Source organism: Trujillonella humicola (assembly GCF_046233715.1).
Taxonomy (GTDB): Bacteria; Actinomycetota; Actinomycetes; order Mycobacteriales; family Geodermatophilaceae; genus Trujillonella; species Trujillonella humicola.
In genome coordinates, this window is sequence record NZ_JBJNRJ010000007.1 from 79,749 (window position 1) to 85,915 (window position 6,167).

The 6,167-nt window shown below is 78.0% G+C and carries 5 protein-coding genes; 2 read left to right on the forward strand and 3 right to left on the reverse strand.

Annotated features, from left to right (window positions below; genetic code table 11):
- Positions 1-114 precede the first annotated feature (114 nt).
- On the forward strand, positions 115-534 hold the full coding sequence (locus tag ACK586_RS05975) for an acyl-CoA thioesterase (RefSeq protein ID WP_409329540.1): 420 nt from the start codon (positions 115-117) through the stop codon (positions 532-534).
- Positions 535-562: 28 nt separating this feature from the next.
- Here the strand turns inward: ACK586_RS05975 and ACK586_RS05980 are convergent, their stop codons facing one another.
- From ACK586_RS05980 to ACK586_RS05990, 3 genes are all read right to left on the reverse strand, one after another.
- Positions 563-997, reverse strand: a complete 435-nt coding sequence (locus ACK586_RS05980; RefSeq protein WP_409329599.1) for a YccF domain-containing protein — start codon at positions 995-997, stop codon at positions 563-565.
- Between the two features lie 53 nt (positions 998-1,050).
- A complete protein-coding gene (locus tag ACK586_RS05985) occupies positions 1,051-1,806 on the reverse strand; it encodes an oxygen-binding di-iron domain-containing protein (protein WP_409329541.1) in 756 nt (251 codons plus the stop codon).
- Positions 1,807-1,895: 89 nt separating this feature from the next.
- Positions 1,896-4,817 carry an AfsR/SARP family transcriptional regulator gene (locus ACK586_RS05990; RefSeq protein ID WP_409329542.1) on the reverse strand — a complete coding sequence of 974 codons (2,922 nt, stop codon included), beginning with the start codon at positions 4,815-4,817 and terminating at the stop codon, positions 1,896-1,898.
- A 128-nt stretch (positions 4,818-4,945) separates the two neighbouring features.
- On the opposite strand from ACK586_RS05990, the gene ACK586_RS05995 reads away from it, so the two are divergent.
- Positions 4,946-6,049 (forward strand): class I SAM-dependent methyltransferase, encoded by a 1,104-nt coding sequence (locus tag ACK586_RS05995; protein ID WP_409329543.1) that lies wholly within the window; start codon positions 4,946-4,948, stop codon positions 6,047-6,049.
- Positions 6,050-6,167 lie beyond the last annotated feature (118 nt).

Genomic DNA, 6,167 nt, shown 5'->3' on the forward strand with positions numbered 1-6,167 from the left:
CCCGACTCCGTGGCGCCGTGGGTCCTCGCCCTCCCTGCCGTCTAGGTCGCCGTCTTGGTCGCCGTCCGCGGGTCTCGGTGTCGGATCCGCCGCCGGGTGCGGCAGGGTGGGCCCGTGAGGCACACCGTGCAGGTCCCCATGCGCTGGTCGGACATGGACGCCTACGGGCACGTCAACAATGTCGTCTTCCTGCAGTACTTCGAGATGGCCCGCGTCGACCTGTTCTTCGAGCGGGCGTCGCTGGAGGAGCGCACCGGCCTGCGCAGGGGCACGGTCGTGGCCTCGCACGAGATCCGCTACCTGCTGCCCGTCGTCTACACCGCCCGGCCGCTGGACGTGCAGATCTGGGTGTCCGGCATCCGCGCGGCCGCCTTCACCTGCCACTACGAGGTGTTCGACGGCGACCGGCTGGCGGTCACCGGGAGCACCCTGCTGGTGCCCTACGACTTCACCATCGCCCGCCCGCGGCGGCTCGCGCCGGACGAGAAGGAGTTCCTGGCCCGTTGGACCGGGGAGCCGGCCGACCCGCGGTGAGCACGGAGGCGGCGGCGCGGGACACCGCTCAGCGCGCGTACCCGTCCTGCACCACACCGCTGCCGGCGTGCATCCAGTCCCTCGGCGGGGCGGTCTCCACGACGCGCTTGCCCAGCGGGAACAGCCCGACGGCGGCCAGCTTGAACGACGCGATGCCGAACGGGATCCCGATGATCGTCAGGCAGAACGCGATCCCGCTGACCACGTGGATGACGGCCAGCCACCACCCGGCGACCAGGAACCACAGCAGGTTGCCGATGGCCGAGGCCACGCCGGCGCCCGGCGCCCGCACCGTCGTCCGCCCGAACGGCCAGACGACGAAGAAGGCCAGCCGGAACGCGGCGATGCCGAAGGGGATCGTCACGACCAGGAGGCAGGCCAGCACCCCCGCCAGCAGGTAGGCCAGGGCGAGCACCCACCCCTGCAGCACCAGCCAGACCACGTTGAGCACCAGACGGAGCATGTCCACGACCGGCTCACGTGCGGGCACGGTCAGCCGTTCCCGGCCCGGTGGCCTCAACCGATCGGGGGCGCCGGGGCGGGGGGTGCGGCGAACCGGGCACCGGCCGCGGCCAGCCGGTCGTCGTAGGCGGTGGCGAGGTCCCGCAGCGCCGCGCCGCAGTCGCCGGTGAAGGCCGGACCGTGCATCGGTGCCAGGGTGGCCGGCTGCAGCGCGGCCAGCCCGCGCATGGCCGGTCCGGTGGCCGGGGTCAGGCACGTGGCGGCGAAGACGTCCTCGGCCTGCAGCGCCGGGCCCACCACGTCCCGCTCGGTCACCGCGGGGCTGTCGCCCAGCGCGGTGAACAGGTCCCCGCACAGCAGCGTCCCGGTGGTCTCCTCGAACAGCACACCGGCGTCCCAGCCGTGCGGCACGTGCGGGGTGTCGATGTGCCGCAGCCGTCGGCCGCCGATGTCGATGACCTCGCCGTCGGCCAGCGGCCGGGGTGGCCGGTCGGCCAGGTCCTCGACCGAGACGATGCAGCCCATGGCGCCGTGCGCCACCTGGGCCTGCGGCGCTGCGGCGAGCCAGTCGTTCATCGCCCCGCACTCGTCGGCCTCGACGTGGCCGAAGGTGATCCAGCGCAACCGGTCCACCGGCACCACCCGTGCCATCGCCTCGGCGACGAGCGGGAACAGCGCCCGTGGCCCGGTGTGGAACAGCAGCGGCTCCTCGCCCAGCACCAGGTACTGGTCGAACTGGAAGTCGGCGTCCGGGACGTACGTGCACAGCCGGTAGATGTCCGGGGCGATCTCGTCGACGCGCGTCTGCACCGGGCCTCCTCGTGGGCGTCCCCCCGTGCGGGACGCCAGTGTGGCGCCGGGGAGCCCGGGCGGCCAGGCCTCCCGGCGCGGTCCCGGCCTCAGGCCGGCGCCGGGTGGGTGACGCGCAGGGCGAGCGCGATCGCCCCGGCGTCACCCAGCGCCGCGCCCTCGGCCAGTGCGGCCTCGGCGGCCGGCCCGAGCGCCGCACGCAGCCGCCGCTCGGCCTCGGCCTCCCGGCCCGAGTCCGCGCCGAACGGGCGCGGTGCGCGCTGGCTGGCCCGCAGGGCACCCAGCAGGACGGCGGCGTCCCGGCAGCGGCCGTCCCGCGCCAGGGCCTCCACCAGCGCCCGCACCGCCACCCACAGCTGCGTCCACGCCCCCAGCCGGTGCCAGGTGTCCACGAGCGACCGCAACTCGACCAGGCCGCGGGAGCCGGCGGCGTGGCGGCGCAGCCCCGCGGTGAGCAGCGTGTGCCGGGCGATGCCGGCCACGAACGAGGAGTCCGCCGCCTCCGCGCGGGCCACCGCCTCGCGCAGGCAGCTCTCCGCGTCCGGCTCCGACCGCTCGGCCCGCCGCTCGCCGCGGGCGTAGGCGGCCCAGGCGTGTCCGGTGGGCGAGTCCAGCCGGGCGGCCAGCTGCAGCAGCGCCGCCTCGTCCGCCGCGGCGGTCGCGTCGTCGCCCGCGTAGGTGTCGGCGAGCAGCTCGTCGACCACCGCGGCGAGCTCGAGCTCCACGTCCCCGGACGCCGCTCCGAGGGCGGCCGCGGCGGCGGCGGCCCGGCGGCCGGCCGCCACCTCCCCCCGGAAGGTGTGCACGTTGGCCAGTGCCTCGTGCGCCCAGCCGGTGGCCGCGGTGGCCGCGGTGTCTCCGGTGTCGCCGCCGGCGGTGATCGCGGCGCGGGCCCACTGCTCGGCCCGGTCGAACTCCCCGCGCTGCCATCCCGAGGTCGCCAGCAGGCCGAGCAGCCGCACGGCGAGCGGGTGGCCCGGCGGCCGGGCGGTCCTGGTCGCCGGGTCGAGGACCCCGGCGACGGTCAGCGCCCGCTCGGTCATGAGGACCAGGTCGGCCCGCCCGCGCAGCCAGGCGAGCTCGGCCGCCGGTTGCGAGAGCCGGAGCAGGTCCTCCACCGGCCCGTGCTCGCACAGCCACGCGTGCGCCCGGCGCAGGTCGGCCAGGTGGGCGTCGAAGCGGGCGACGGCCGCGGGCTCCGCCGGGCCGCGGCGCCCCGCGCAGACCTCCTCGGCCAGGGCGACGGCCCACGCGGCGTGCCGGGCCCGCAGCGCCGGCAGTGCGGGGTCGCGGGCCAGCCGCGCTCGGCCGAACGCCCGCAGCGTCTCGAGCATCCCGAAGCGTGCGGGCGTGCCGGGCACCCGCACCACCAGCGACCGCTCCACCAGCTCCGGCAGCGCGGCGGCGTCCCCGCAGACGGCGGCCACCGCCGCGCGCTCCACCGGCCCCGCGAAGACCGCCAGCCGTTCGAACAGCCGCTGCTGCCGCGGGTCGAGCAGCCGGTGCGACCACGCCACCACCTCGCGCAGGGACCGGTGCCGCGGTGCCGCGGTCCGCCGGCCCCCCGCCAGCACCTCGCCGTCGGAGGACTCGAGGGCCTCGAGCAGCCCGCCCACCCCCAGGACACCGATCCGCGCGGCGGCCAGCTCGAGGGCCAGCGGCAACCCGTCCAGGCGCCGGCACAGCCGGGCCACCGGCTCGCCGTCGAGGACGGCGTCCGGGTGCTGGGCGGCCACCCGGGCACGGAGCAGCGCCACCGCCTCGATCTCCGCCAGCGGCTGCACCGGGTGGACGTGCTCGCCGTCGACGCGCAGCGCCTCGCGGCTGGTGGCCAGCACGTCGACGCCCGGGGCGGCCATGACGACCGCCTCGACCAGCGCGGCGACCTCGTCGGCGACGTGCTCGCAGTTGTCGAGCAGCAGCAGCTGCCGGCGCACGGTGAGCACGCTGAGCACCCGGTCGACCACCGGCTCGGACCCGGTGCCGGCGACCCGCAGCGCGGCGGCGACGGCGGGCTGGACGTCGTCCCCGCTGCCCCGGCCGAACTCGACGAGCACGACGCCGTCGGCGTAGCGGCCGGCAACCGCGGCGGCCACGTGCCGGGCCAGCCGGGTCTTGCCCACGCCGCCCGGCCCGCACAGCGTCACCACGCGGCACCGTGCGAGCAGGACGTCGACGGTGGCGAGGTCGCCGTCCCGGCCGACGAGGGAGCTCACCGGCACCGGCACCGGCACCGGCAGCGGCGGCGGGGTCGGCCGGGCCGCCGGGGCCGGCGGCGGCGGGGCCGCCGGTGCCACCACCGGCTCGAGCTCCTGCCGCAGCACCTGCGACTCCAGCCGCCGCAGCTGCGGGGACGGGTCCAGCCCGAGCTCGTCGGCCAGCCGCCGGCGCAGCGCCGCCAGCGCGGCCACCGCCTCGGCCTGCCGGCCGCAGCCGGCCAGCGCCCGGGCGAGCAGGGCGACCGCGCCCTCGCGCAGCGGCTGCTCGGCGACCAGCGCCTCGGCCGCGGCGACCGCGTCGGCGGTGCGCCCGAGCTCCAGGAGCACCCGCCCCCGGGCCTCGGCGGCCTCGGCGCGCAGGCCCTCCAGCGCTGCGGCGGCCGGTTCGGCGTCCGGCCCCTCCAGGTCCGGGTACGGGCGGCCCCGCCACAGCGCCAGGGCGGCGTCCAGCCGGGCCAGCCGCTGCGTCGGGCCCCCGCCGTCGTCGGCCACCGCCTCGGTGAAGGCGGTGACGTCGACCTCCCCGCCCGGGGCGACCAGCCGGTAGCCGGTCGGCAGCGTCTCCACCCGGACCGCCGGCGGCAGCGCCCGGCGCAGCCGCGCCACGACCGTCTGCAGGGCCCCGCCGGGGTCGGCCGGGGGCGTCCCGGGCCAGATCCGGTCGACCAGCGCGTCGGCGGACACGCCGTGCGGAGCCGCGGCCACCAGCGCCGAGAGAAGACGGCGCTGCCGCTCGGAGCGCAGGGGCACCCCCTCCAGCAGCACCGGGCCGAGGACGGCGACGGCGGGCACGGCCCCAGGGTGACCGCGCCCCGGCGGGTGCGGAAGGGCCGAGCGGCACCTGACAGCCCGCCGAGGGCGCGGTGACAGCGGCCCTCCCCACCATCAGCGGCGACCACCACCGACGGGAAGGACCCCCCATGACCGCGACCGAGACCCGCCCCGCCACCGACGCCGCCGCGACCGAGGCGCTCGCCGGCCGGCTGTTCGACACCGTGCTCGCCGTCCTCGACGCGCAGGCCGTCTACCTCGGCGACCGGCTCGGCTGGTACCGCGCCCTGGCCGGCGCCGGCCCGACGACCTCCGCGGAACTGGCCGCCCGCACCGGCACCGCCGAGCGGTACGCCCGCGAGTGGCTCGAGCAGCAGGCGGTGACCGGCATCCTCACCGCGCAGGACGACCCGGCCCGGCCCGGGGACGCCGCCGCCCGCCGCTTCACCCTCCCCGCCGCGGCGGTCGAGCCGTTCACCGACGGGCTGAGCCCGGCGCACGTCGTCCCGCTCGTCCGGTTCGTGGTCGGCGCCGGCAAGCAGGTCGACGCGCTCGCCGAGGCCTACCGGACCGGCGGTGACGTCTCCTGGGAGCAGCACGGCATCGACGCCCGGGAGGCGCAGGCGGCCGCCAACCGGCCGTTGTTCCTCGGCGCGCTGGGCCGCGAGCACCTGCCGTCGATCCCCGACGTGGACGCGGCGCTGCGTGCCGGCGGCCGGGTCGCCGACGTCGGCTGCGGGTTCGGCTGGTCGGCCATCGGCATCGCGCTGGCCTACCCGGAGGCGACCGTCGACGGGTTCGACGTCGACGAGCCCTCGGTGCGCGCGGCCCGCCGCAACGCCGAGGAGGCCGGCGTGGCCGACCGCGTCCGCTTCTCCGTGGCCGACGCGGCCACCGTCGACGGGCACTACGACGTGGTGACCGCGTTCGAGTGCATCCACGACCTGCCCGACCCGGTGGCGGTGCTGGCCGCCATGCGCCGGCTCGCGGGGGAGTCCGGGACGGTCCTGGTCATGGACGAGCGGGTCGCCGAGGCCTTCACCGCTCCCGGCGACGAGATCGAGCGGCTGATGTACGGCTACAGCCTGGTCTGCTGCCTCGCCGACGGGATGTCGACCAGCCCCTCGGCGGGCACCGGCACGGTGATGCGCCCGGCGACGCTGCGCGGGTACGCCCGGCAGGCGGGCTTCGCCGATGCCGAGGTCCTCGACGTGGCCGACGACTTCTTCCGCTTCTACCGGCTCGTCCGCTGATCCGCCGCCCCCGCTTCCCCGCCGACGGGGCACCTCCCCGGCGCGGGGGGGCCTGGGGCGGGGGGGCGCGGGGCGGGCGGGGGGGGTGGGGGGTGGCGGGGGGGGTGGGGGTGCGCTG

What these genes read in the sequence shown, in the direction of transcription:
- ACK586_RS05980 (WP_409329599.1), bottom strand. Translation starts at nt 997, where the DNA reads ATGCTCCGTCTGGTGCTCAACGTGGTCTGGCTGGTGCTGCAGGGGTGG.
- ACK586_RS05995 (WP_409329543.1), top strand. Translation starts at nt 4,946, where the DNA reads ATGACCGCGACCGAGACCCGCCCCGCCACCGACGCCGCCGCGACCGAG.